This window comes from Bifidobacterium saguinibicoloris (genome assembly GCF_019331725.1).
Classification (GTDB): domain Bacteria; phylum Actinomycetota; class Actinomycetes; order Actinomycetales; family Bifidobacteriaceae; genus Bifidobacterium; species Bifidobacterium saguinibicoloris.
Window position 1 is genome coordinate 1 of the sequence record NZ_JAHBBF010000024.1, and the last position, 23,847, is coordinate 23,847.

Here is a 23,847-nt window from a genome sequence, read left to right on the forward strand (position 1 = left end):
CGCGGTCCTTCGGGCCGTCGGTGAACACGTGACCCAGATGGATCTGCGTGTCCGCGGTACGGATCTCGATGCGCGGGCGGCTGCTTCTGGGGTCTGGAACGCTACTTCCAGAACGTCGACGGCGTGACCGACACGACGGTCGGCTACGCGCAGTCCAAGGTCGAGAACCCGACCTACGAACAGGTCTGCTCCGGCGCGACCGACGCCGCCGAAACCGTGCAGGTGACGTTCGACCCGCAGCGCGTCACCCTGCGTACGCTGTCGCTGCTGTTCCTCGAGGTGATTGACCCGTTCTCCGTGGACCGTCAGGGCGAGGACACGGGCCGACAGTACCGCACCGGCATGTTCTTCACGTCCGAAGCGCAGAAGTCGACCTACATCGCCGCGATCGAACAGCTCATCGACCGCATCCCGCAGCGTCCGGCCGTGCTCATCGAAGAGCTGCGCAACTTCTACCCGGCCGAGGCGCACCATCAGGACTATCTCGTCAACAATCCCGGCGGCTACTGCCATATCCCGCTGGCGGCGATCGCGAACGTAAAGCGTCGCCAGAAGTACGTGGACAAGATCTGGGACCTCACGCTCGAACAGTTCGCGGTCACGCAGAACGCCGCCACCGAGCGCCCGTTCGTCAACGAGTACGACCACACGTTCGAACCGGGCATCTACGTGGACGTGGTGAGCGGCGAGCCGTTGTTCTCCTCGCGCGACAAGTTCGATTCCGGCTGCGGCTGGCCCGCGTTCTCGAAGCCGCTCGTCGCGTCTTCGCTCACCGAGCATGAGGACGACCGTGTGCCCGGCCGCCCGCGCATCGAGATCCGTACCGCGGACACGCAGATCCATCTGGGTCACGTGTTCACCGACGGCCCGAAGGACCGCGGCGGCCTGCGGTACTGCATGAACAGCGCGTCGCTGCGGTTCGTGCCGCGCTTGCGGATGGAGGCGGAGGGGTACGCCGCGTGGATTCCCGCCGTCGACGGCACTGAAGGCGACGCCGGCACTGACGCCACCGACGGCGAGTGACGTCGCCGACGGCGAGTGACGGTCCGACGTGACGTGCGGCGTCCGTCGCACGCCGTCGCACGCCACATCGGCATCGCGTCGTGTCAGGACAGTGCGGCGACGGCGTCGTACGCGACGGCGACGACGGACGAGTCCGGCATGAGCATCGTGAGGAAGCGCGTGTACGCGCCGGTGGCGGGGCTACCGGCGGTACCGGCATAGGCGCCCGTCGGCGCGCCGTACGTGCCGCCGGCGGGAGCGGCGGGCGCGGAGGACGCGACGTCGGTGACGGGCGCGAAGGCCGGCGCGGCGGAAGCCGGCGCGCCGTAGAACGCGTGGAGTACGCCGCTGCCGGTGTCGGCGATGACGCGCGTCAGCGTCGACTCGACGGTGCCGGGCAGTCCGCCGTCGAGGGCGATGACGAGCGCGGTGCGGTCCTGATGCATCAGGGAGTCGTGTCGCGTGACGCCTTCGTAGGATTCCGAATAGGTGAGCAGGTAGATGCGTACGTGCTGGCCGTGGAGCGGGCGGTCCATGAGCATGCCGATGGAGCGGTCGTAGGCGCGGTCGAACGGCGGGATTTCGCGCGGGATGGGGACGCCGGCGCGTGCGGCCACCTCGTCCAGTCCGTCCGGTCCGCCGATGACGGTGGTGCGGCCGCCGAAGCCGTGGATGGTGGTGTGCATGCCGGTCGTGCCGCGCAGCAGTCCGATGTAGGTGGCGCCGCAGCGTTCCGCGACGGCTTTCGCCTTCGCGTTGGTCCAGACGACCGCGGGTCCGCCGCCGATGGTTCCGGCGATGTAGGCGGATGCGACGGGCGCGGATGCGACGCCTGAGGGGTCGCCGTCCTTCGGTTTGCGTACCGCGACGACGATGCCCGCGATCGCCGCGGCGACGGCGAGCAGCAGTCCTCCTATGGTGACGGTCCAGATGATGATGTCCACCGCGCTCATTGCGGCTCCTTCCGTTGGGGATGTGCCGGCTGTTCGGATTCGTCTTGTCTGTTCGAATCCGTTCTGCACGGTCGCGTCCGTTTACTTCGATGGTAAACGCATCGGGGGCGCGATGGTGGGTGATGGTGCGCACGTCGGGCGATGGTGCGCGGCGCCGCGGCATGGTCAATCCCGCTTCACCACGTAACGGGTGCTGCGACCTGCGCCGATTTTCCGTATGCGGCCGGCGTCAAGCAGCGATTTCAATGCGCGTTCCACGGTGGTTGTGCTGATGTCCGGTAGTTGTTGCAGGATATCCGCCTTCGACATTGGGGTCAGCGTATGCGTGAACAGGTCGGCGATGCGCTGTTCCTTGGTCATCCTGCCGGAGTCGGCGTTCCTGGTCAAGACGTCCATGCGTTCGTCGAATGATCTGTACGCGGCGAGGGTGATGCCGAGCAGATAATTCACGAATGGCGCATAATCGTTGCGGTCGTCGTTCCAGCCTTGCGTGCTTGCAGCCAGCGCCTCGTAGTAGCTTTCCTTGCTGCGCTCGATGAGATGTTCGATGCTGATGTATTTGCCGACCTGGTAGCCGCTGCGGTAGAGCAGCAGAAGCGTCAGCAGTCGGCTCATGCGCCCGTTGCCGTCGTTGAACGGGTGGATGCAGGTGAAATCGAAGATGAACATGGCGATGACGAGTAGCGGGTCGATGTGCGGTTCGTGCATCGCATTCGCGTAGGCGGCACATGCGCGTTCGATGAATTCGGGTGTGACGAGTGCGCTGGGAGGTTCGAATCGTATCGTCTGGTTGCCTTCGTCGTCTCGTTCCACGATGATGTTGTCGCTGTCCTTGAAATGCCCGCCGAAAGTCAGTCCGGTGTATCGGAACAGGTCGCGATGCAGTTGAAGAATGACGTTCGGTGTGAGCGGGATGTAGTCGTGGCTTTCGTGGATGGTGGCGAGTACATCGCGATAGCCGGTAATCTCCTCTTCGGCACGGTTCCGCGGTGTGGTCTTTTCCATGACGATTGCGTTGAGGCGTGCATCGCTGGTGGAGATTCCTTCGATGCGGTTCGAGGCGTTGGTGCTTTGGATGCGTGCGACCCTGACCATGGTGTCGAGGACGTCCGGGCGGACTGCCGTCTGTATGCTTTGTCTGCCTTTGGCCTCGTGGATGGCGGTCAGCAACGAGGTGGTGCGAGGGGTGAGCAGTTGTTCGGCACGGTGTATGTAATCAAAGTTCTTCATGCTGCCTTTCCGCTGGTTCCCGGCGTTGGTTTTTCTGCCTCATGCGCGATTCTTCTGCATCATATTACCTATAAATGAGGCAGAAAGGGGGGGGGAGGTGGCGTCGAATAGGCGCATGTAATGTGGACTTTGGCGGTGAGGGGCAGATATAGTGCGGACGACGGGTCGCCCGCTCCGTTTTTTCTGCCGGTATGCGGCGCGTCGGTTCAGCGGGTCAGGTGGCGGTAGATTTCGGACGCCCACGCGGTGAACGGGTCGGTGCCGGGGGTTCCGTTCGTGCCGTCGAACGGCTGGTAGCCGACGTCCGTGTGGATCTCGTGGGTTTTGGCGTCCGCGGTGATGCGCAGTTCGGTCGGCTTGTCCACGTGGTAGGCGGCGCATGCGGCGCGGTAGTCGTCCATGAGTTCGCGTCCGTGTGCGAAGAACGCGCGACGGTCCTCGTCCGGTTGGTTCTTCAGCAGGTCTCCGGCGCCGACGAGTCCGTTGCCGGCGTGGAAGAAGCAGTCCCAGTGCGATTGGCCGTCTTGGACGAACGCGTGCACGTAGGCGGTGGTGACGCGTCCGCTGGCGATGGCGTCGGCGCTGATGAGACTGAGGGCGTGCATCGCCATGTTCCTCTGGAGGACTCCGGTCTGCACCGCGAATCGAGCGTTGATGGATCGTTGCGGGGGAGCGGCCGGTGTGGTGTCGCCGGGTTGCGTTGCGTCGGTGCGCATGGTCCGGACGGTGATGTGTACGTCCTGCGGTGCAGCGGGTTGCGTGTGGGCCTGCGGTGCGACGGGTTGTGCGGTCGGCCGTGTGGCCGGCTGCGCGACGGCGGGTTGCGCAGCCGGCCGCGGCGCGTCCGTCGCGCGTGTGCGACGTGCCTGCCGTGCCGCCCGTTCCATCGCGTCGCGCTGCTCCCGTGCGTACTTGCGTACGGTGAGGAAGAAGACGAGCCAGGCGAACAGCATCGCAAGGTCAATGGTGACGGCGAAGGTGAGTCCTTTGACGCCACCGTAGACGAGTACGCACACGATGGTCGCGATCACGCCGATGACGATGACCACCGGCAGTGCGATGAGGGTGTGGTGCAGTCGCTTTGCGTAGTCCGGCTGCTGTGGGTCGTGTTGGTTGTTGCCGTTGACCACGATGTCTTCTCCGTTTCCGCCGGCAGGCATGTCTTGCGTTGGCGCGTAGTGGTTTCATGCTATCGCCGGACGAAGGATGCTCCCGGTGCGTCGGACCTGAATTCATGCGATGTTCATGTCGCCGCCCGTGTGGGTTGCCCGGACGGGTCGCCCGGGCGACGACATGGTCCGTTCAGCTGGTCAGGTGGCGGTAGAGTTCTGGGTCGAGCGGGTGGGCCAGCCGCAGTGTGGACAGCGTCACGTTCACCGTGCCGCTGCCGTCCGCCTTCGGCTTGGTCGTCAACGTCGGATGCTCGAGGGCAGTGACATGTCCGACGTAGTAGTACTTGCCGTCGTTCTCCTCCGCCTTGCGCATGACGAACAGCGGAATGAAGTGCGTACGGTCCCAATCGGGGCTGTCCTGCCCTTCCTGGACCCATCGGAACTCCGGCGACTGCGGTGTGCGCCCGTTCTTGCTGTAGTAGCGCATCTCCTGCGTGTTGAGGAATTCATCCTCGTATTGGCTGGCCGCATACTTCACGAAGATCGGCATCGTGTCGGTGTCCTTGTCGAGCAGGTACCCACCCACGTTCTGCGGGGTATTCTCCTTCGACCAGCCGCACAGGCGCATGACGTCCGCCATCGAATACTTGTGCTCGTACAGGAACGCATGATCGAACGTGCGTTGGTTCGCTCGGGCCTCCTGGAACAGGTCACGGCAGTTGACGAGCCCCGTACGCAGCGTATCTGCGAAGAAGATGCGGAATGTGCGGTTCGATGCCAGCATGGAGGCGAACGCTTCACTGAGACGGTATGCGGGATTGTTTCCCGCCGCATCGGAGCCGATCGTCTCGATCAGCGGTTGTTCTCCGAAGCGCTTGCAGTTCGGGCCGGTGAAGTACGAGTAGTCGAGCACGCTGACGGCGGAGTCGAATTGCGCGTCGGACAGGTCGGCTTGTGGGAAGTCGCTGCGGATCGCGTCGATAAGCATGTTGCGGGTCAACGGTTCGGACGGCGTCCAAGCGTCACGGGATTCGGGATCGTCTCCCGGGCGTTCGTCGGCGAACCGGCACAGCCGGTCGAGGATGACCAGCTCGTGCGGGCGGATGCCCGGCAACAGCAGTTCCGTCGCCATTTTGAGGATGGAGTCCTCGACTTCGCTGACCGGTCCCAGCTGGTCCTCGAAGGACTGTTCCTTGCGTTTGCCGCCGCCGAGGCTCTTCTCGCGCGAGCGCACGAAATCGAGGTAGTTGCTGCGCTTCGACGCCAACGTGTACGGCAGCGAAGAATCGTAGGTGTAGATGTCCATGAGCATCGGGATTCGTCCCAGCTCGTAGCGCACCTGACGGTACTGTTCCGAAAGCCGTTTCATCTCGGACCAGTCGGCGGTATCCAACGACTTCAGTACGCGTTCCTTGGCGATCGGATCGAAGCTGATGGACGACAGTCCGATGGACTTGCGCTGCAGGTTCTTGCGCGCCTTGTCGCGGTCGCCGGTGTTGCCGTACAAGGCCACCGGAATCAGGTAGTTGTTGTTGTAGTTGCCGATGAAGTCGATGACGACGACGCTGTCCTTGTGCGGGAACTTGCGCAGGCCACGGCCCAGCTGCTGGGTGAAGATGATGCTCGATTCGGTGCTACGCAGCATCACGATCTGGTTGACCGCGGGAATATCGATGCCTTCGTTGAACATGTCGACCGTGAACAGGTAATCCAACTTGCCTTCGGTGAGTTGTCGCACGTATTTGTCGCGCTGTTCCTGGGAGAGCGGCTTGCCGTCCTCGTTTTTGCTGGTCACGGCCGCGGTGCGGTATAGGCGTTCCGCCTGTTGGTTCCACTGCTGGTTGAACAGTCGGGACAGCTCGTGCGCCTCCTCCTGACGGCTGCAGAATACCAGTCCGGTGACGGGCAGGTTGAACTGGCCATATTCCTGCAGCTTGTCGATGATGTAGCGCACGCGCTGCTCGCTGGCCAGCTGCTTGATCTCGTATTTGATCTGCTGGGATTCCTTGCCGCTGAGCCCTTGGGAGACGTCGAGCCGGTGGCCCACCGTGTGCGTGTGCCCCTGGTTGTCCTGATACGTGGCGTCCTGCGTGCCGAGATATTCGGCGACGCCGTAGTAGTGGAACGGGCAGAGCATGTTCTCGTCCAACGCCTTCTGCAGGCGGATTTCGTAGGCGATGTTGTGCCCGAACAGTTCGAAGATGTTGATGCCGTCGGTGCGTTCCGGAGTGGCCGTCATGCCGAGCATGAAGTCGGCGTCCCTGAAATGGTCGATGACGCGCTGGTAGCCATCGGCACCGGCGTGATGCACCTCATCGACCAGCACGTAATCGAATTCATCGGGCGCGAACTGCGCCAGCACTTCCGGTTGCCGCATGGTCTGCACGGTGGCGAACACGTACTTGCGGTCCTGCTGCTTGCTGGTGCCCGAGTAGAGTCCCAGTTCGGATTCATCGCAGCTGAGCACCTTCTGGTAGGACTTCATCGCCGCTTTGAGAATCATCTGCTGCTGCGCGATGTACAACATGCGCTTTGGCTTGTAGGTGCGTACGTCGAACGCGGACAGGTAGGTTTTGCCGGTGCCGGTGGCGGACACGATGATGGCGCGGTGCTCGCCCTGTTCGCGCAACTTCGTGAGATTCGCCAGTGCCTCACGCTGCATGGCGTTCGGCTGGATGTCCTGGCCTTCGAGGGATTTGAGGATATCGTGGCGCGGCGGCGCGTATCTCTTGAAGTCCTCCTCGTACTGCTGGATCCATTCCTCGGTGAGCGGTACGGAATCGGCGACCTGCGAGTCGATCTCTTCGCGCACTTGCTCGACGAGCTCTCCGTCCGCCAGCGAGGAGACTTTCAGATTCCATTCGCGCTGGGTGCTCAATGCGGCGCCGGTGAGGTTCGAGCTGCCGACGAACAGTTCGTAGTAGGGGGTGCCGTTGCGCATGCGACGTGCGAAGACATAGCCTTTCGGATGGAATGGTTGTCCCTGCGCGCGTGAGGTGTCGTCGTTGGTGCCCTCCCAGACTCGTACGTCGACGCCGGTCGTGTCCTGCAGGTGCAGCAGCTCCCAGAAGGCCTGCGGATCGTTGAAATGGTTCTTGGTGGATGTGATCAATCGGCTGGGCCGGCGTTCGGCGCCGTCGGCCGTGGCACTGGCTGCGGCATTGGCATGATGGCTGCGGAAATCCTCGAACAGGCTCAGCACCGCGCCCGGTGAGACGAACGCGACTGAGATGTCGAAGGCGTCGCTGTTTGTGATGGCGTCGCTGATCTGGTCGTGCATGGTGAGGCCGCCGGGACGGTTGGAGATCAGCGTCGGCTTGTAGTCGCCGGAAGCGTCCGGTCTGGGCGTGATGAGACCCGAGATGGCGCCTTCGATCACCGAGTGCATCGCATCGTCGTCGGTCTCCTGCGAGGCCGGGAGGTTGAGTTGCAGGTTGATGGTCGAGTCTTCGTTGGCCATGTGTCGTCTCCTGACTGTGGGTATGCAGGACGTCTTTTGTCCGTGGGTGTGAATGATGCGCGAGCGGTGCGTGGGGCGGGGTTATCTCGTCAGCGTCTGTTTGCCGGCGATGATGCCGACCGCTTCCCGGTCGACCGGCGCCCAGTCAAGCTGCGGCATTTCGGCCGGTTGCAGCCAGCGGATGTTCGTATGTTCGGTCAGTCGCGGCGTGCCCGCGGTCAGATGGCAGATGAACGTGGTGAGACGTACGGTGCCGAAGTCGTAGGCGTACTCGCTGGTGCACACCTCGTCGGCGACGTCGACCTCGCACAGCAGTTCCTCTTCGATCTCGCGATGCAGCGCCTGCCGTGCGGTCTCATGCGGTTCGATCTTGCCGCCGGGGAATTCCCAGTATCCGGCGAGCGATTTGCCCGGTCCGCGCTGCGCGCACAGCACCGCACCATCGCGGACGATCGCCGCGCCAACGACGTTGATGATCCTGGTCGTGGAGTTACCTGCTGCCATGCGGCCAGGATACAACGGTCATGCCCGATACGCGGCGATTTCGCAGCGATCGTGGATCGGTCGTGGATCTCCCGTTATGTGTGCAGCGAAGTGCGCTCTCATCGATCACGATGAATGACGAACAACAGGTCCGACTGATAGTGGCGGAATCGTCCGTAACGGACGGTCGGACGGAACGTCGTAAGGAGACTGATGATGAGCGTGCATATCCCCGCGTGTGTGACGTTCGTGATGCCGAAAGGCGAACGGATCCGCTGGTACAGCAACATTGTGGATGCCGTGGAAGCGGATGGTGAGACTGAAATCAACACGCGTGACCGGCTGGCGGGCGTCTTGGCCGATGCCGTGCCGTTGGCGGTGTCGGTGCTATTGCTGGACGACGGCTGGATGGGTGTTACCGATACCGACGATAGCGACGAATGATGACGAAGCCGGGCTTGGCCCGATACAGGAGACGAGCTACTTCCTGAACATGGTCTTGAGACGATTCAGTCCCTGTTTGTGGCTCGTACCGTCCTCGGATTGGTAGAGGCGCAACGCCTGTTCGGGGTCCATTTCGAACACTGCGATAGTCCAAGGAACGCTCTTGCCGTATATCTTTTCCAGATGCTGCTGCATGAACGGGAGATAAGTGGCGCCGCGACGGGTCAGGAGTTTTCGATCTGCACGCATGGGGATGTGCTCGATTGTTTTCGGAGACTTTGTGGTTGTCCCAGTCTTAGCGTCGCCGTCTTCGGCGTCGGGAATCAACGGAATCTGACCGGGCATGACGAACGCGTTGCCGGCGATGGGAACGACGGTTTTCGATGCTTCTTGACTGGATTCTACTTCTGACGGCATCAGGGCCATCAGATAGAAGTACTGCTTGATGAGGTCCTTCAATCCGGGGCTGCGCGTGACTCTCCCCTTCGGCTTGTCCTCCTGTTTCTTCTGTTGCTTCGGCGGTGTTATGGGCGCGTAGTTCGGGATGTAGTACTTCGCGTCAATGATGTAGCGCTTGGTGTCGTTCTTGTCGCGCGCAACCACATCCGGTTCCAACGGCGAGCTTTCGGCGCTTTGTGTATCGGCGTCATTCTCGCTGGTTTCAGCGTCGATGAGGTGCTTCTCCGAAGGCTCCGGAGATGTCGCGGCCCATGCCAACGGTTCCACGTACTTCCAGAGCTGCTTGTCGGTCTTGTGGAGCTCCTCCTCGTCGTTGAACAGTCTCTTGCAGACGTCCTCCCACACCAGATTGAACGAGCATGTCCCCTGCGCGAGCAACGGCATCGACTGGCCGCTGCTGCGCACTTCCAGGTATTGGATCAACGCGCGCAGCAGCAGACGCTTCCGTGTGACGAACTGGACGCGCAATTCCTTCCATAACAGGCGCAGCAACTGGTCGGCGTTTCCGATTTCAGCGAGCGTTTTCGGTGACGGTTCCGCGGTCGGCAATCGGAACAACGTGTTCAGCCCCGATGATTCCAGATAGTGTGAGATGTCCGTGATGACGGCGGCCTGGATCGTACGGATGATGGTCGTCGTGTCGGCGGTGGAGCGGGTGCTGATGACGTCGACGTAGACGGGTTTGCGCGAGGCTGTGCGCATCGGCATGATCTGATTGACGGTGCGGTTCCAATCGATTTCGCCATAGCCGTTCAGTTCGGTGATGCGGCGGGTGGACTGGTAGAGGCCGTTCTCCGCATAGTCGTTGAGCAGGAACCGGTATAGGTCGATGAGATTGCCGTCACTGTTGTCGACGGACGCTTCGTAGTCGAAGCCGATGGTGTCGTGCTTGTGGGCGGGGTCTGCGTTGTATTGGCGGATGGCGCCCATGATGGTCGCGAATTCCTCGAGCACCTCCGGTCCATGGCCGATGATGTTCTCCGGCGCGACTCCTCGATAATACTTGGGCAACACGGCGAACAGGTAAGGTCCGACCGTCAGTATTCCCACGAAGTTGAACTGGTAGGTATTCGATTCGGTTATCGTTCCCGATGAGCCTTTGCCGATCGTGAATATCGAGGTCCTGTTGATCTGCAGGCGTAGCAGATACCGGATCAATTGCTCGATATCGATGGCCGAAGTCTCCGGTTTCCCTTCGCTGTCATCAGTCGTCACGGCATCTCCTTGACCGAGGGTAGTCAAGGCGACATTGGCGCGCGTCAAGTCATCCGCGGAGTACTCCTGCTGCTCGCGGAAGAGGAAGTGGGCGATGTCGGGTGACTGAGCATTCATGGAGATTCCGTTCGCTTACATCACTTGAAAATGGCGAATTGTTTCTTGTCCCATGCGGTAAATAGGTCGCTTAAGGTCAAGGGGCTGCCGTTGGCGTCCCCGACTTCCTTTTCGTCAAATATTTCAGTGCGCTTATACCGGGCGGCGTCCTCGAACAGGTACATGATGACCTTGTTTTTGAATGCTTCGTTGAATTCGTCGGTGCCTGTAGTGAGGTTGGGCGAGCCGAGGAAGAACGGGCCAAGCAGTTTGTCTTCGGGCACCTTGGCTTTGGTGAGCAGTAGCGTATTAATCTTGTTGCGCCAGTCTCGCCACTTGGTGTCTTTGATTGCTTCGGCGCCATCGTTGATGCCTACATAACGGAAACTCCAGCGGCGCTTGAACGCCGTGTCCATTGGATACACGCCTTGGTCGGCTGAATTCATCGTGGCCCAGATAAGCATGTTGCTGGGCAGGGCGATGGAGAGGGACTTGGGTGCTTCGCCGGTCGCGTTGTAATGCTGACCGGTGATTTCCGCCAGCCGCTGCCTTCCGTGTTCATCGAGTCCGTCTTCTGACCATAGGTAGGCCTTCATGTCCTCGCTGACGGTGATGGGGTAGGTGCTGTTCCCGTCGTCGTTCCGATCCAGCAGCTGGAAGATGTCGCCGAACACCGAGGCCGGATCGGCGCGATTGATCTCTTCGATGACCAGCACATGATCCTGTTCGGAGTCTTGATCGTTGAGGGCGTCGATCAGCACACGGGTGAACGGCCCCGGAGTAAACGCATACGTGAAGTCGGCTTCGCCCTGCTCCCTGGCGAGGGCCTTCGGACGGAACGAGCCGACGAACTGCGCATGCAGATAATCCGAATAGAACGTCACGCGCTCGTATCGTCCATCGAACTGCTTCAGATCCTCGTTGAGCCTATAACTCTTACCGGTTCCTGGTGCCCCGAAATAGATGAGGTTACGGCTGAGGTCGTTAATTGGTGAAGATTTAAGGAATTCGGCGTAGAGATCAAGATCTCGTGCCGCGTATCCAGCGGTTACTTCTGGAGATTTCTCTGTCGGCGATTTGTATAGGGTGCGTGCGCCGATCCAATCAGATCGTATTTGTAGAAGTGTGTCGGAATCTATTAAGTCAAAGATCGTGTCAAACTTAGGAAGTTGATATGATGAAATTGGCTTCTTGTTATTTCCTACCAAAGATGTGTATTTTATATCTTTTACGGCATTGATATAGCTAGTTTTTGAGTTTGGATAAAGCTGCTCCAATTTGATGCTAAACAGCTTTTCCCTGATCTTGCTATTGTTGTAGCTGTTTGTGGATCTTCCTTTCGGATTGCATTCAGCATAGAATATGTCCGAGTAGTTTTGCAATGATGGATAGGTGGCAATATTGGGCCTGTGTATCGAGATAGTTAAGCGGTTCTGGTAATCAGAAAATAGTTTTTCTAATCGCGTGATTGTATTTTCAAAACTTATGTGGCCAGATCGTCCGGTCTTCTTATTATTTGAAGTTGTAGTGTTGCTAATATCGATAGTTGGTTCCTTGGCCGAGTGGGCATCCACCAGCAGATACTCGCCGTCGTGTTCGAGTTTGGCGAAGGTGAGCACCACGTCGGTGTCGCGGTATTCGTCGGAGTCGAACATGCCCTTCGGCAGGTCAAAGGTCTGTCCTGCCGCGCAGTAGTCGAGGGCGAGACGTCCCCGGCTGTCGAAGTGCCCGCGTCCATCGGTGGAGATCAACAAGGCGAAAATGCGCCCATTGGTTTGTGTGAACAGCTCGTGGAATTCCTTCTGCTCCGGCATAGTCCCCCGCTCCCATCATCATCGAGTTGCCGTCATCCTACCGCAGTATCGCGCAACGTCTGTGGATCGCCATTCCGGTGCGGATCGTCCGCTATTGTTTGGTGGCTCCTGCGCTGTCGCCGTCATCGTGCCGGGCAGTGTTTGGATGCTTGATGAAGCCGTATCGAACCGCGAATTTGCATCCGGTTGTGGCGAGCTGCTCACGTAGCTCTTCGGGTTTCCGGATGTCGATGGCAATATCGGCGTATTGCAGCGTCCACCAGTAGGCGGCTTTGATCGGGCTGCGTACGGTGACTTGATATCGGTTGGACGAATTCGGTCCGACGATCTTCGGACTGTCGAACCACTCGAACAGAGGATTGAATGCTTCGGGTGGAACCGTCATGACGATGGTGACGGGCTCATCGGTTACGGGGTATGGACGTTCGCGCATGTAGGTGATGGCGTCGAACTTCAATCGAGCCGCATTGAGGGGAATATCGGTGACTCGCAGGTTGATGATGCGGTCGATGCAGAATATACGCCGTTGAGTGGCCTTGTCATGTAGTGCGCAGACTAGGTAGTAACGGCCGTTCTTGAACACCATCTGGTAGGGGTCGACATGGTACCGCCGTGGCTTGCCCGTACTGTCCTCCAGCCGCGGACGAAGTTGTCCCTTGGCGTCGTAATTCGTGTAGTTGAACATCGCGGAGTGGCGATGCGTGATGGCTTCGTTGAGTAGTCCGATGGTGCGGAGAAACTCGCCGCTGAAATCGTCCTTGGCGCTGGTGGTGGTCAGATAGTCGTTGCCGATCGATATGCCGCCTACCAGTTCGTTGAGTTTGGCGACGATGTCGTAGATCGAATCGCGGCTGATGCGGGACAGGGCCAGGCCGTCGGCGAGCAGGCGCGCTTCGGAGGGTTCGAAGAACGTGCTCATGCGCCATCCGAGCTGCGGGTCGGCGGCTCCCTCGATTTCACCGGCGTCCTCCTCGTTGGTTTTGGGATCGAGTTTATGAATTTCTCTTCCCAGGAAGGTCCGTCCCTCCAAGGCGTTGAGTTGATTGGAAACGGTGCGGAGGGAAGGGGCGTCCTCTCCGAGTCGCTGCATCAAGGCGTCGTGGATTTCGCGAGTGGTGAGCCCATGCCCTGAGTAAGTGCGCCGCCATAGGATCTCGAGAATGTCCGGAGTGGTGCTGCTGGCGTAGCGCTGCTTGGATGGTGCGTTCACAGATGACTTCCCGTTGGCTTCCGTTCGGCTCATGAATCCTGATATTACGGGGGATTCACAAGGTCATGCCGTGCGATCTCAATATGGATTTCACGTTGATCGATAAGCAGCTTGGCAAAATTCTGCCGAGGTGGGAATTTGGGTATTCAATATGAACCAAGAGCTCGGACGGGCTCTGGAAAACAGCTGTTCCGCAGGGTGCGGGCAGGAAATCGACCTCTGGAAGGAGCCGGGAATATGGTTCAGAACGTAAGCGATGCTAACGGAGGCATCATCATCCGCTTCGAGAAGGAAGCAAGGCAGACCGTCGGAGAGACCACGAAGATCATTGGTCTGGTCCGTGCGAAGTATCTGATCAACGTCATCGACAGTCTCGATCTTCAGGCCAACCCGCGCAATTCCAAGACCGGCCCTGTGACGAAGGCCATCCAGCAGTCCATCGATGAGGACCCGATGCTGTTCCCCTTCAAGACCAAGGGGCTGCTGCTCGCCGCCTCCGACTACGAGGAGCTGCGTCGAGGCCGCATTCGTGTCATCTTCAAAGATCCGTCCACGGAAGGCATCCTCGATGGCGGGCACAACACCTTGGCCATCGGCCTGCTGATTCTGGAACGTGCTTTGGGATATGCGCGGGCGATGGGGAACACGCATGCCAAGATGCCGTCCGGTGCGAAGACATGGAGTGATTTCAAAGAGTTGTGGAAGGCCAACCGCGAGCTCATCGAGGCGTATCAGGAGTCGGTGCGCAAGGACGAGACGTTGGACTCCGGCGAGGAACCGCAAGGCGATGATCTGTCCTTCTACGTTCCCGTCGAGCTTCTGGTGCCGACCGTGCCCTCCGACCCAATCTGCGTTGAGGATTTCAGCAATAATCTGCTGGAGATCTGCGTGGCCCGCAACAACAACGCCGAACTCAACGCCAGCGCCAAGGCCAACCAGAAGGGCTACTTCGATGCCTTGGCCGATGCACTTGGCAAGGTCAGCCCCGAGGTCCATGACCGCATCGAGTGGAAGACCAACAACGGTGGCGACATCAAGGTTCAGGACATCATCGCTCTGACTTGGATCGTGCTGCGGCGGCTGTGCCCGGTCGAAGATGGCGATGGCAAGAAGGTGGAAGCCCCAGCGCCTACTAAGCTGTACGCCAGCAAGGGAGGCTGCCTGGCGCTGTTCGAGCGCTTCATGAGCTCGGAGAAGGTTACCAGCCAGGACCATGGCAGCTACCGTCATGGTCTGAGGAACGAGACCGTGCGCAAAGCCTTCGCGTTGGCCGCGCAGATCCCGGCGCTGTATGACAGGATCTATGCCGAATTCCCCGGACTGTACAACCGTGCAGGTGGAAGCTACGGGCGCATCACCGCGGTGAAGAATCTCAACGCCCGTACGGTGGAGAAGGTTGCGCCGTTCTCCGGTACGCCGGTTGATGCGGTCAGCCCTGACGGGTTCATTACGCCGCTGGTGTACGGTCTGACCGTCCTCGTCGATAAGGAGAAGATGGAATGGCGCACTGACCCTGCCGCGTTCCTCGACAAGTGGCTGCCCGGCATCGTGAAGCGCTATGCGCAGGTGTTCGTGCCGTGCGACTATGACCCGCAGAAGGTCGGCAAGTCCGCGGTGAGCTACAACACCGTCGAGGATGCCTACAAGATGGCGCTCGCCGACATCTTGTGATGATCTCCTGTCAATGACTTCATGGGGAGGTGAGACGCGGTCGTGGATCGGTCGTGGATCTCCTCCCCATGTGGCTATCGACGTGTGCGCTCGTCGATCACGATGGTCGTAATGTCATGATCATCGAGATGGAAGCGAGGTATGAATGCCGCCTCTTCGTTATCCGCAGCCGGACGGGTCCGTCGCTCCTACGCTCCGCAACATCGAACGGCGAATGACGCAACTGGACTCGAAGCTCTACAACAAGGCGTTGGAACAGTACCGGAACCGTGAGATTCACCCGGAATGGGAGTGCTACCAGCTGGACGGAAGCACGTTCATCACTCAGGAGGCGTTCGAGGCGATCGTCGGTGATGAACGTGAGCACTACATGGCCTGGAAGAACGGGTGCATCGATGAATGCTCCGCCCAATACTGGAACGAGCCGGCGGTCATGTCGTACCTCGTCGACCGCAGCATCGAGGAAGGTGACGGCGGTGAATGCTGCTGGATAGACGCCCAGCCGATCGACTATGCGCGGTCATGCACGTTCGCGCCAAGCGACCTGCTGCAACGTCGGAATTGTGATTGGCAGACGGTGGCAGCGGCGGACAACGGACTCACGTACGCGCTCTACCGTCATTCGCACGTTGATGTCGTCGAACGCGACGGCAAACCGACGTTCATCTCCGACCGCAATCCCGAACGCTCCGCTACCGCCGACTATCGCGAGGATGTATGGCGCATGCAGGCGTTCCTGCGCGACAAGCCATGTGCCGCTCCCGTCGCCTTCGACTGGCGTGGCGTGCCCTGCCTCGGCGAATATGACGAATCCCGTCGTCGTTTCCAGGCCGCGAAAGCGGCCTTCGCCTATGCGGTCGAATGGGTGGATGACGAGACCTGGTGACCATCAGAAAGAGGTGCCGTCGCCTTTATCGCCCCACCACCACGTCGCGGTCGCGGTTGATGAAGGTGATGCCGGCGTCGGCGTCGTATTCGTGACCGGGGACGGCGAGAACATCGCCGTCGTAATGCAACCGGCCAGCGGCGATCGTGAACCGGGCGCGAGTGACGGCCGCCGCGCCATCGCGTTCGCCGCAATACCGAGGCAGTGTGAACGAACGCGACGCATCCGCCGGAAACAGAATCGTGTGCGCCGGATGCGACTCCAACGCATGGTCGTATCCCATCGAATCGGCCGTCGTACGCAGACCGGTGCCGAACAGGCGCGACCGCACCCGAATCGCCACCAAACCATCCGGACCAATCGGGTCAATCGGACCAACTGAACCAGTCGAACCAGCCAGACCAACTGAACCATCCGACGCGGCGCGGGAGCCTCGTCGCGCGGCCGCGACCGACGCACCCCACGGCGCGCCCACCAGCAGCGCCAACGCCAACGGCACATCCCAATTCACGCCGAACGGCTGATCGCCATGCGTCATCCAACCGATCAGCAGCCGCCCATCCGTCAGCGCCAGCAGCGCGAACAGCACCACCCACGCAGCCGCCTCCGCAGCCCACGCCGCCGTGGACCTGCGGACCGGATCACGCCACACCCTCCGCGCCAACCGCGCGCTGCCCGTCAACCAGACATCCGGCGTGCCCTCCACGCGCGTGGACGGTCGCGCGAAGGGCCGCGCATCCAGCGGAGCCTCCGGAGACGCCTCCGATTGCGGATCCGTCATATGCGAGACCGTCGCCTGCGCATCCCTTTGCGGGTGAACCCCCAACCGCGTCATACGAATTCCCATACCGCCATTATCGGTCTTCCCGCGATGCACCGGAAGTGAGAGCCGGAACAATCGGCAAGCAATGCGTCGCTTGCTCGCTTTTACCGGTCATACTAGTAAAAGTGGGGAAACCTAGTAAACTTTTACTATCATACTAGTAAAAGTCTGGAGTCGAATATGAATCAGCCGCCGCAAACGTCTCAAGAGCAGCCGCAACAGCGGCGGCTGAAGAACCGTCCCACGTATCTCGCCAAGTTGCTCATCGCCAAAGACAACGGCCTCATCAAAGTCATCACCGGCATGCGCCGATGCGGCAAATCGTCGCTTCTCGAGCTTCTTGCCCAACGCCTCGTAGACGATGGCGTCCCCAGTGACCATGTCATCTCCATCAACCTTGAATCCTTCCGATACCATGCCTTCGACGCCGAACGGCTGTACCGGCACATCGATGGACTCATGCAACGGTCCGGACGCCACTACCTTCTCCTTGACGAAGTGCAACTCGTCGACGGTTGGGAACGGGCCGTTAACGCGCTACGCGTCGATAAGGACGTCGACATCTACCTGACTGGCTCGAACGCGCACCTGCTTTCCGGCCAACTCGCCACATTGTTGTCCGGACGGCACGTCGAAATCCGCGTGTTCCCGCTGTCGTTCCGCGAATTCCTGAACTACGCGGGAATCGACGATTCCCCTGCGGGTCGTACGCTCGCCTTCGAGCGGTACACGCGCTATGGCGGACTGCCGCCTGTCGTCGACCAAGGCTTGAACCAATCGCTCGTGCATACCGTTCTGTCCGGAATCTACGACACCATCCTCGTGCGTGACATCGCCCAGTATCTTCAGATCCGCAATCCCATGGTGTTCAATGACGTGACGCGTTACCTCGCCGACACGGCGGGATCGCCCGTGTCCATCAGCAACATCGAGCATCGGCTCAAAAGCGCACACAGGCCCACCTCCAACGAGACCATCGAACGGTACATCTCCGGCCTGTTGGACGCATTCCTGTTCTGCCGCGCGCAACGTGTCAACGTGAAGGGCGGTGGTTACCTGCAAGGGCTGAGCAAATACTATCCCGCCGACCTCGGCATCCGGAACATGCTGCTCGGATACCCGGCCGGTGACTTCGGATTCCTGCTCGAGAACGTCGTGCACAACGAATTGATCTCCCGCGGATACGATGTGCAGGTCGGTAAGATGGACAATCTTGAAATCGACTTCGTCGCCACCCGCATACGTGACGACCTCACCCGGGAACGACTGTTCATCCAAGTGAGCGCCAGCATTCTGGACCCGCATACGCGGTCGCGAGAGCTCGAACCGCTCCAGCGGCTTCGTCGGCTGGGACTTGACGGTGACGGCAAACGCATCGTGCTCACATTGGACACACTGGGTTTGGGCGTGATGCCGGACGGCGTCGGCATCATCAACGCACTGGATTGGCTGCTTGACCAGCCGGCGGCGGAGTCGTGACACACGATGCCCCAGACTCCTCCGGAGGCGCATCCGTCACCTGCCGACGTCGTCCCCGAGAGGTCGCCTGCCGCTTGTTGTCGTCCGCCGTCCGCCGTCACCTACCGCCGACGATCTCCTCATACAGCCGTTCCAGCCGCGCTTCGCGCACGGCCTTCGTCAGCTCGCACTCCCACACCACGATGACGCGCCATCCGGCCGCCTCCAGCTCCGCATGCTGACGGCGGTCGCGTTCGCGGTTGCGCGCGAGCTTCGCCGTCCAGAACTCCACGTTCGACTTCGGCGTGGAATGCCGCACACACCCCTCATGCGCATGCCAGAAACAGCCGTTCACGAACACAACCGTATGGTATTTCGGCAGCACCACGTCCGGATGCCCCGGGTAGCGTTTGTCGTTCTTGCGGAACCGCAGCCCACGCCGGAACAGGTAGCTGCGCACCAGCACCTCGATCGATGTGTCCTTGCCGCGGATATGCGACATCGTGTACGACCGCGTCCCGCGCGCGTACTTCTCCGTCTTTTCCGTCACCACGCGACCTGCGCCGCGCCGCCGGAGAACGGGGAACCGTCCGTGCCGGACGGGGCGACGGCCTGTGAATCGGAGCTGGACGGGGCAGACGCGAACGGGCGGAAGGACGAGGACGACGTGCCGGACGGGGCGGCGGACGCATCGGCCGGCCTTTCCGACGCGTCCGCCGCCAACTCGGCCAGGAACTCGTCGACCTCACCCACGTCGTACCCCTGCTTGAGTCGCACGGTGCTGAACGTCTGCGAACCAAGCTCCGCAGCGGTCATCGGCCTACCGGCCTTCATCCGTTCCATGACGACGTCGAGGAAGTCGTCGACCTCGTCGACGTCGTACCCCTCCCTGAACCGCACGGTCGAGAAAATCTTGTTACGGACGGTCTCCACGTCAATCATCGTCGTCCTCCTGTCTGCCGGCTGGGCGCACACGGCCCTTTGTCCGGTATGGTACGCGCAATTCGGGAGGATCATCGTGCAGACGGCCCCGGGCGAGACGTCGCCGCCGACCTGGCCGGCGTCATCGGCGACGCCACAATTTGGGCTATAGGAACCAAACGTGGTGTTTATGACTGGGGTTTGGCCTTGTGGCAGTAGGCGTGTCGGGGTGGTTTTAACACGATGTCGTGTTAAAGACCGTCGGTCCGGCCGTCCGGTGCCTGTTCGATGGGTGCATGAGGACGAAGTCGAAGAGGGCCCGGCTGTGCCCTGTATGCGGAAAACCGATGAGGAAGAACGGAAGGACGAAGGCCGGCTCCCAACGCTGGAAATGCACGGACTGCTCACTGGGGTCCACCGCGCCCAGAGCTGACAGGAAGCATGACGCCGACCTGCGGGCCTTCCTCGACTGGCTGCTTTCCGGCAGGACGCAGGGTGACATGGGCCCGGGGCCGCGCGCGTTTCGCAAACGCATCCAATGGTGCTGGAACATCCGACCCGTGATGCCGCCGTGCGCGGTGAGGCACCACACGGTGATGGCGGACGGCACGTACATGAACCATGATTGGTGCCTGATCGTCGCGATCGACGGCGGGACCGGCGAGGTGCTGGGCCTCCAGTGGTGCGAGCACGAGTCGAAGGCCGCGTACACGGCGCTGTTCTCCCGAATCCCCGCGCCCGACGTGCTGATCACGGACGGGCTGCGTGGCGCGGAGACGGCCTGCAACGCCGTATGGCCGGATACGAGGATCCAGCGCTGCCTGGTGCACGTGCAGCGCAACACGAGGACCGACCTGACATCGAAACCCAGGCTTGAGGCGGGCAGGGAGCTCAAGAAGCTCTCCGACAAGCTCACGAAGATCCATGACGCCGAGCAGGCGGCCAAATGGGCGGAGGCGCTCAACGCATGGCATATCAGGTGGAAGGACTTCATCGCCGAACGCACTTACGCGAGGGACGACCCGTCCAAAGGGCCACGTCCGTTGACCCGCGGGCCAATGCGCATAGCCGTCATGCATGGAAATCATTGAATACACCATGCAAGTAGCGCAAAGCCTGATCGACATGATCGCGACCCTCATCCCTTCCGCGAATGGCGGCACCATGAACATCACCCGCGCCGGCTTCGACCTGGCCTGCGCCATCATCGGCGTCATGGGAATCGTCCATCGGGCTTCGGTCTGGATGCAAAAGGAAAGGAGGCAACGGAAAATCCTGCGACAGCACCCGCGCCATGCCCGGGAACTCTAAAACACCACGTTTAGTTCCTATAGCCCCACAATTTGGCCTATAACCCGGCGCCCATGCCGTCCGACAACGCAAAAGGGCTGGAACCAATCGGTTCCAGCCCTTTGTTGCTGGTGCGAGTGGAGGGAGTTGAACCCTCACGAGCATACACTCACTGCCACCTGAAGACAGCGCGTCTACCATTCCGCCACACTCGCAGACAAGAGGACAACTTAGCACTGCCTCGGTCGAAAAGGCAAATCGAGCGTGTCTTCGGCGTGTCGCGACGCGATGGACCGGCGCACCCGATGCATCCGGCTCATGCGCGCCAACGACGGAGGGCATGAGCCGGGCGTCCACTCGGGAGCCATCGGCACGACGCCGTCAGCGCCAGACCACCTCATGCGGCGCCGCGCCGACCTCGAAGTGATACTTCGCGCACCCCAGCCCCACGTGCGCGAACAGGCCATCCAGCGCCTCGGCCGTCACCGAACCGTCGTCGGCATGCAGTGTGAAACGGAACGGCTGCTGGCTGAGCGACGTGGGCGCGGCCATCGCCGCCTCCATACCGCGCACGAACCAGTCGGGCCAATCCGCGGTATCCGCGGTCGCATCGCCATCGGACGCATCACGCGCGGCGGCATCGGACGCACTGCCCTCCACACTCGCCAACTCCGCCATCGGCTTCGAACGGCGATGGCCGCCCGGCCGCGCGCCGTGACCGAACGCAACCACCCACACGACGGACTCGCCGTCGGCCAACGACCACCACGCGTCGTCGTCGGAGACGCCTTCCGCGCCATCCAACACCGCCCACGACGTATCCAACCCAAGCCGCACGGCGTGCAGTACAAGACGCTCGCCGTAATAACCCATGCGCTCCTGCAGCGCGGCGGCCTCCGGCGAGACGGGCGAGCCGTCCGCATCCTTGAACGACTGCAACGTGGCGTCGGTCGTGTCGTCCGCGGGCGCGCGTCCGACGAGCGCGATTGCGTTGTGCACGCCCTTGAACCGGCCGTAATGCGTCTTCAGTCCGAGAAACGCGTCCTCCAGACCCGCGGCCATCTGGATGTGCAGGCCCGATTCGGCGTTGCACGCGTCGATTTCGGCCTGCAGCGCGGCGAGCGTATCCGGTGCGACCGGCTCGTCCGTGTACGCGCGGATGGCGTGACGCGCGTCGATCGCCTCGAGAAGACTCATCATGATGTCTGCCGTCATGTCTGCCGTCCCTTTCACTTGCCGTAGAAGTGCGCCAGCGACTCGTCACGGAACTCCTCGAAGTAGCCGCCGTCGATCGAGGCGCGGATGTCGTCGAGCAGCTTCACGAAGAACCGTTCGTTGTGGATCGTGGCCAGCGTGAAGCCGGTGAACTCGCGGGCGCGCAGCAGATGATCCACATAGGCGCGCGTGTAATGGCGGCACGTGTAGCAGTCGCAGCCCTCCTCGAGCGGCGCGAAATCGAACTTGTGCTGCGCGCGCTTGATGTTGTAGCGACCGTGGCGCGTGTAGATGGCGCCGTTGCGGGCGCAGCGGGCGGGGGCGACGCAGTCGAACGTGTCGCCGCCGTTCTCCACGCACGCGAAGATGTCGTCCATCTCCGCGATGCCGAGTACGTGGCGCGGGCGTTCCTCCGGCATCGCGTCGCAGATCCACGCGCACGTATCCCCGATGATGCGCTTCTCGATGGCGCCGCCGATGCCCACGCCGTCGAAGTCGAGCGAAGCGATCTGCTCGGCCGCATGCCGGCGCAGATCCTCGTAGTTCGCGCCTTGCACCACGCCGTACAACGCCTGATACGGCTTGCCGAGACGTGCCTCGGTGAGCCGCTGGTGCTCGGCCACGCAGCGCTTCGCCCAGCGGAACGTGCGCTCCACCGAATCCTCCTGATAGGAGCGCGTGTTCATCAGCGTGGTGAGCTCGTCGAACGCGAACATGATGTCCGCGCCAATCTTGTGCTGGATACCCATCGAGATCTCAGCGGAGAAACGGTGCTCATCGCCGTTGAGAGGCGATTTGAACGTCACGCCGTCCTCATCCACCCAAGCGAGCCGCTCCTTGCCGTCCGCGATGATGTCGTCCGACTTCATGCCGGTCACGTCCATCGCGAGCGTCTTCTTGAAGCCGACGCCCAGCGACATCACCTGGAAGCCGCCGGAATCGGTGAACGTGGGGCCATGCCAGTTCATGAAGCGGCCGAGACCGCCGGCCTGGTCGAGCACGTCCTCGCCGGGGCGTTCGAACAGGTGGAACGCGTTCGCGAGCAGGCACTGCGCGCCGAGGTCCTTCATCGATTCGGGCAGCACCGCCTTCATGGCGGCCTGCGTGGCCACGGGCACGAACGCGGGCGTACGGATGTCGCCGTGCGGCGTGTGGATGATGCCGGTGCGGCCGTATCGGGCGCCGTTCCGGCCCTTGCCGTCCGCGGCGTCGGGCAGTCGGGTGATGGTCTCGAAACGGAACGCGGAACGGTCACCGGGTTTGCCCGGGGCGGCGCCGCGCGGGCTCAGGTTGAAATCGGGTTCGGGGCTGTTGGTCATACCGTTCACTTTAAGCGGACAAGGGGATTGCGGGGCAGATGGGGGCGCAGTTCAGGCGGGGTGCGGCTGGGACGGCGGGTGCGGTTGGCGGTCCGCGCGCTGCGTGTGCGAGTGTCTCCCGGCACGATATCTGGCTGTCGTCTAAGTAACCCGCGCGCTGCGTGTGCGAGGGAGGGTTCTGCGTTGCGAGGGGTACATTCCGCTGGGTGCGGACATCTATCTGCGTTATGAGGGGTATTGGCCGAAGTAGACCTCGTCGGAAACGGCTTGATGACGGCAGCGGTTGGCCGTGATACCCAAGGATGCTGTGGCCTAGGTACCCCTTGTAAGCGAGAAAGACATCTGCAGCAGCGTGAAAATACCCCTCATAACGCGGATATGAGGAAAATCGAGGAGAGTTCACCTATCACTTCCAACGAACATTCAGGAAACGTACAGACCTGCTGCCTTTACTCTTAGGTAGCAATACGAGCCGGCGGGATTGCTGCAGTGGAACCGCGAGACGCCGGCCATATGAAGGAGTGAACGAACATGGCTGATGAGCAGAACAGCTGGAACCCCCAGGAGGGCCAGAACGCGCAGCCGCAGGAAACCCAGCCGCAAAACGGCGCCGCGCAGAACGCGCAGAACGGTACCGCGCAGAACGCGCAGAACGGCAACACACAGGGCGCGTACCAGCAGCCGCAATACGGCTCCCAGTACGGCAACCCGTACGGCACCGGATACGGCGCCCCGGCCCCCGTGTCCCCGGCGGCCCCCGTCGCCCAGCCGCAGCAGCCGCAATAC

Annotated in this window: 18 protein-coding genes, 1 tRNA gene and 4 pseudogenes; 8 read left to right on the forward strand and 15 right to left on the reverse strand. The window is 61.3% G+C overall.

Going from position 1 to position 23,847, the window contains the following annotated elements; genetic code table 11:
* Positions 1–79, reverse strand: a pseudogene (locus KIH78_RS10220) (peptide-methionine (R)-S-oxide reductase); the annotation flags it as partial.
* On the opposite strand from KIH78_RS10220, the pseudogene msrB reads away from it, so the two are divergent.
* Positions 73–1,023 (forward strand): annotated as a pseudogene (gene msrB, locus KIH78_RS10225) (peptide-methionine (R)-S-oxide reductase MsrB); the annotation flags it as partial. The pseudogenes KIH78_RS10220 and msrB overlap by 7 nt on opposite strands.
* Before the next feature lie 83 nt (positions 1,024–1,106).
* On the opposite strand, the gene KIH78_RS10230 reads toward msrB, so the two are convergent.
* From KIH78_RS10230 to KIH78_RS10250, 5 genes are all read right to left on the reverse strand, one after another.
* A complete protein-coding gene (locus KIH78_RS10230) occupies positions 1,107–1,955 on the reverse strand; it encodes a hypothetical protein (protein WP_219132265.1) in 849 nt (282 codons plus the stop codon).
* Between the two features lie 165 nt (positions 1,956–2,120).
* The gene (locus KIH78_RS10235) at positions 2,121–3,185 is read right to left on the reverse strand and encodes a Fic family protein (RefSeq protein WP_219132266.1); all 1,065 of its coding nucleotides are present in this window, start codon (positions 3,183–3,185) and stop codon (positions 2,121–2,123) included.
* Between the two features lie 206 nt (positions 3,186–3,391).
* Entirely contained in the window at positions 3,392–4,315 is a 924-nt protein-coding gene (locus tag KIH78_RS10240) for a hypothetical protein (protein WP_219132267.1), read from the reverse strand.
* 172 nt (positions 4,316–4,487) lie between these two features.
* Complete coding sequence (locus tag KIH78_RS10245) at positions 4,488–7,685, reverse strand: DUF3427 domain-containing protein (protein ID WP_236034590.1); 3,198 nt, start codon at positions 7,683–7,685, stop codon at positions 4,488–4,490.
* A 153-nt stretch (positions 7,686–7,838) separates the two neighbouring features.
* Positions 7,839–8,261: a (deoxy)nucleoside triphosphate pyrophosphohydrolase gene (locus tag KIH78_RS10250; RefSeq protein ID WP_219132269.1), complete on the reverse strand. Its 423-nt coding sequence runs from the start codon at positions 8,259–8,261 to the stop codon at positions 7,839–7,841.
* Positions 8,262–8,453: 192 nt separating this feature from the next.
* On the opposite strand from KIH78_RS10250, the gene KIH78_RS10255 reads away from it, so the two are divergent.
* Entirely contained in the window at positions 8,454–8,684 is a 231-nt protein-coding gene (locus KIH78_RS10255) for a hypothetical protein (RefSeq protein ID WP_219132270.1), read from the forward strand.
* A gap of 36 nt (positions 8,685–8,720) precedes the next feature.
* Here the strand turns inward: KIH78_RS10255 and KIH78_RS10260 are convergent, their stop codons facing one another.
* The 3 genes from KIH78_RS10260 to KIH78_RS10270 all read right to left on the reverse strand — a co-directional run bounded on the left by KIH78_RS10260 (position 8,721) and on the right by KIH78_RS10270 (position 13,511).
* The gene (locus tag KIH78_RS10260) at positions 8,721–10,475 is read right to left on the reverse strand and encodes an LlaJI family restriction endonuclease (RefSeq protein WP_219132271.1); all 1,755 of its coding nucleotides are present in this window, start codon (positions 10,473–10,475) and stop codon (positions 8,721–8,723) included.
* Positions 10,476–10,495: 20 nt separating this feature from the next.
* A complete protein-coding gene (locus KIH78_RS10265; RefSeq protein WP_219132272.1) occupies positions 10,496–12,268 on the reverse strand; it encodes an AAA family ATPase in 1,773 nt (590 codons plus the stop codon).
* Positions 12,269–12,359: 91 nt separating this feature from the next.
* Positions 12,360–13,511, reverse strand: a complete 1,152-nt coding sequence (locus tag KIH78_RS10270) for a helix-turn-helix transcriptional regulator (RefSeq protein ID WP_219132273.1) — start codon at positions 13,509–13,511, stop codon at positions 12,360–12,362.
* A 204-nt stretch (positions 13,512–13,715) separates the two neighbouring features.
* Between KIH78_RS10270 and KIH78_RS10275 the strand changes: the two genes are divergently transcribed.
* Both KIH78_RS10275 and KIH78_RS10280 read left to right on the forward strand, forming a co-directional pair.
* Positions 13,716–15,149 carry a hypothetical protein gene (locus tag KIH78_RS10275; protein ID WP_219132274.1) on the forward strand — a complete coding sequence of 478 codons (1,434 nt, stop codon included), beginning with the start codon at positions 13,716–13,718 and terminating at the stop codon, positions 15,147–15,149.
* A 214-nt stretch (positions 15,150–15,363) separates the two neighbouring features.
* Positions 15,364–16,035: a hypothetical protein gene (locus KIH78_RS10280; RefSeq protein WP_219132275.1), complete on the forward strand. Its 672-nt coding sequence runs from the start codon at positions 15,364–15,366 to the stop codon at positions 16,033–16,035.
* Positions 16,036–16,060: 25 nt separating this feature from the next.
* On the opposite strand, the gene KIH78_RS10285 is transcribed toward KIH78_RS10280, so the two are convergent.
* Entirely contained in the window at positions 16,061–16,627 is a 567-nt protein-coding gene (locus tag KIH78_RS10285; protein ID WP_219132276.1) for a hypothetical protein, read from the reverse strand.
* A 411-nt stretch (positions 16,628–17,038) separates the two neighbouring features.
* Between KIH78_RS10285 and KIH78_RS10290 the strand changes: the two genes are divergently transcribed.
* Complete coding sequence (locus KIH78_RS10290) at positions 17,039–18,337, forward strand: ATP-binding protein (protein WP_219132277.1); 1,299 nt, start codon at positions 17,039–17,041, stop codon at positions 18,335–18,337.
* 97 nt (positions 18,338–18,434) lie between these two features.
* Here KIH78_RS10290 and KIH78_RS10295 read toward each other — a convergent pair whose 3' ends face one another.
* Complete coding sequence (locus KIH78_RS10295; RefSeq protein WP_338024145.1) at positions 18,435–18,866, reverse strand: very short patch repair endonuclease; 432 nt, start codon at positions 18,864–18,866, stop codon at positions 18,435–18,437.
* Entirely contained in the window at positions 18,863–19,258 is a 396-nt protein-coding gene (locus KIH78_RS10695) for a DivIVA domain-containing protein (RefSeq protein ID WP_274608311.1), read from the reverse strand. Before KIH78_RS10695 ends, KIH78_RS10295 begins: the two co-directional genes overlap by 4 nt.
* Before the next feature lie 275 nt (positions 19,259–19,533).
* Between KIH78_RS10695 and KIH78_RS10305 the strand changes: the two are divergent.
* Positions 19,534–20,265 (forward strand): annotated as a pseudogene (locus KIH78_RS10305) (IS1249 family transposase); the annotation flags it as partial.
* Positions 20,266–20,314: 49 nt separating this feature from the next.
* On the forward strand, positions 20,315–20,548 hold the full coding sequence (locus KIH78_RS10310; RefSeq protein ID WP_214312361.1) for a hypothetical protein: 234 nt from the start codon (positions 20,315–20,317) through the stop codon (positions 20,546–20,548).
* A 108-nt stretch (positions 20,549–20,656) separates the two neighbouring features.
* Here the strand turns inward: KIH78_RS10310 and KIH78_RS10315 are convergent.
* From KIH78_RS10315 to tgt, 3 genes are all read right to left on the reverse strand, one after another.
* A tRNA-Leu gene (locus KIH78_RS10315) sits at positions 20,657–20,742 on the reverse strand.
* 166 nt (positions 20,743–20,908) lie between these two features.
* Positions 20,909–21,742 carry a nitroreductase family protein gene (locus tag KIH78_RS10320; protein WP_236034589.1) on the reverse strand — a complete coding sequence of 278 codons (834 nt, stop codon included), beginning with the start codon at positions 21,740–21,742 and terminating at the stop codon, positions 20,909–20,911.
* Positions 21,743–21,756: 14 nt separating this feature from the next.
* Positions 21,757–23,061, reverse strand: coding sequence for a tRNA guanosine(34) transglycosylase Tgt (gene tgt / locus KIH78_RS10325; RefSeq protein WP_219132279.1), 1,305 nt, complete (start codon positions 23,059–23,061; stop codon positions 21,757–21,759).
* Positions 23,062–23,592: 531 nt separating this feature from the next.
* On the opposite strand from tgt, the pseudogene KIH78_RS10330 reads away from it, so the two are divergent.
* Positions 23,593–23,847, forward strand: a pseudogene (locus tag KIH78_RS10330) (hypothetical protein); the annotation flags it as partial.

Bases quoted from the DNA above. Each gene is read 5' to 3' on its own strand.
- KIH78_RS10265 (WP_219132272.1), bottom strand. From the start codon at position 12,268: ATGCCGGAGCAGAAGGAATTCCACGAGCTGTTCACACAAACCAATGGG.
- KIH78_RS10260 (WP_219132271.1), bottom strand. From the start codon at position 10,475: ATGAATGCTCAGTCACCCGACATCGCCCACTTCCTCTTCCGCGAGCAG.
- KIH78_RS10695 (WP_274608311.1), bottom strand. From the start codon at position 19,258: ATGATTGACGTGGAGACCGTCCGTAACAAGATTTTCTCGACCGTGCGG.
- KIH78_RS10230 (WP_219132265.1), bottom strand. From the start codon at position 1,955: ATGAGCGCGGTGGACATCATCATCTGGACCGTCACCATAGGAGGACTG.
- KIH78_RS10320 (WP_236034589.1), bottom strand. From the start codon at position 21,742: ATGACGGCAGACATCATGATGAGTCTTCTCGAGGCGATCGACGCGCGT.
- KIH78_RS10275 (WP_219132274.1), top strand. From the start codon at position 13,716: ATGGTTCAGAACGTAAGCGATGCTAACGGAGGCATCATCATCCGCTTC.
- KIH78_RS10310 (WP_214312361.1), top strand. From the start codon at position 20,315: ATGGAAATCATTGAATACACCATGCAAGTAGCGCAAAGCCTGATCGAC.
- KIH78_RS10270 (WP_219132273.1), bottom strand. From the start codon at position 13,511: ATGAGCCGAACGGAAGCCAACGGGAAGTCATCTGTGAACGCACCATCC.
- KIH78_RS10255 (WP_219132270.1), top strand. From the start codon at position 8,454: ATGATGAGCGTGCATATCCCCGCGTGTGTGACGTTCGTGATGCCGAAA.
- KIH78_RS10245 (WP_236034590.1), bottom strand. From the start codon at position 7,685: ATGCACTCGGTGATCGAAGGCGCCATCTCGGGTCTCATCACGCCCAGA.
- KIH78_RS10250 (WP_219132269.1), bottom strand. From the start codon at position 8,261: ATGGCAGCAGGTAACTCCACGACCAGGATCATCAACGTCGTTGGCGCG.
- KIH78_RS10290 (WP_219132277.1), top strand. From the start codon at position 17,039: ATGAATCAGCCGCCGCAAACGTCTCAAGAGCAGCCGCAACAGCGGCGG.
- KIH78_RS10280 (WP_219132275.1), top strand. From the start codon at position 15,364: ATGACGCAACTGGACTCGAAGCTCTACAACAAGGCGTTGGAACAGTAC.
- tgt (WP_219132279.1), bottom strand. From the start codon at position 23,061: ATGACCAACAGCCCCGAACCCGATTTCAACCTGAGCCCGCGCGGCGCC.
- KIH78_RS10235 (WP_219132266.1), bottom strand. From the start codon at position 3,185: ATGAAGAACTTTGATTACATACACCGTGCCGAACAACTGCTCACCCCT.